At 59.1% G+C, this 1,093-nt stretch carries 1 protein-coding gene and 1 pseudogene; both read left to right on the top strand.

All coding sequences use genetic code 11. The annotated features are described in order from the left end of the window. A pseudogene (locus tag ACQKQA_RS30430) lies at positions 1 to 846 on the top strand (hypothetical protein); the annotation flags it as partial. A gap of 64 nt (positions 847 to 910) precedes the next feature. After that, positions 911 to 1,093, top strand: a 183-nt coding sequence (locus tag ACQKQA_RS30425) for a hypothetical protein (protein ID WP_427564809.1), incomplete at its 3' end; no start/stop codon positions are given.

Genomic DNA, 1,093 nt, shown 5'->3' with positions numbered 1-1,093 from the left:
TGCAGGTGCCGTCGGGCACCGCGGTCGAGGCGCCTTTTGCCGGGGTGCTGCACCACGCCGCCGACGGCTCGTTGCGCCTCGACGGCCCGCAGCTGCACCCCGGTCGACGTGGTCCTCAACCCGCTGGGCGTACCTTCGCGTATGAACGTTGGTCAGATTCTCGAAACCCACCTGGGCCTCGCGGCCAAAGGCCTGGGTGAGAAGATCAACCGCATGGTCGAAGAGCAGCGCAAGGTCGCGGAACTGCGTAAGTTCCTGGACGAGATCTACAACCAGATCGGTGGTCGCAACGAAGATCTGGACAGCTTCTCCGATCAGGAAATCCTGGACCTGGCGAAGAACCTGCGTGGCGGCGTACCGATGGCCACTCCGGTGTTCGACGGTGCCAAGGAAAGCGAAATCAAGGCCATGCTGAAACTGGCGGACCTGCCAGAAAGCGGCCAGATGCAGCTGACCGACGGCCGTACCGGCAACAAGTTCGAGCGCCCGGTTACTGTTGGCTACATGTACATGCTGAAACTGAACCACTTGGTAGACGACAAGATGCACGCTCGTTCTACCGGTTCTTACAGCCTGGTTACCCAGCAGCCGCTGGGTGGTAAGGCGCAGTTCGGTGGTCAGCGTTTCGGGGAGATGGAGGTCTGGGCACTGGAAGCATACGGTGCTGCATACACTCTGCAAGAAATGCTCACAGTGAAGTCGGACGATGTGAACGGTCGGACCAAGATGTACAAAAACATCGTGGACGGCGATCACCGTATGGAGCCGGGCATGCCCGAGTCCTTCAACGTGTTGATCAAAGAAATTCGTTCCCTCGGCATCGATATCGATCTGGAAACCGAATAACACGTGACGCGAATCGAGAGCGGGGCAGGATTGCCCGCTCTCTGCTCCGCCAGGAGGAAAGGCCTTGAAAGACCTACTGAATTTGCTGAAAAACCAGGGTCAAGTCGAAGAGTTTGACGCCATCCGTATCGGATTGGCCTCGCCTGAGATGATCCGTTCGTGGTCGTTCGGTGTGCTCGGCGGCCAGCGCCAGCAAGCGATAGCTCAAGGCGGCCACCGGCCCCAGCAGGAAGTACCAGAAGATCAC

Origin of the sequence: Pseudomonas sp. NPDC089530 (assembly GCF_050280705.1) — a bacterium.
Classification (GTDB): Bacteria; Pseudomonadota; Gammaproteobacteria; order Pseudomonadales; family Pseudomonadaceae; genus Aquipseudomonas.
This window is presented reverse-complemented; position numbering and strand designations above follow the sequence as displayed.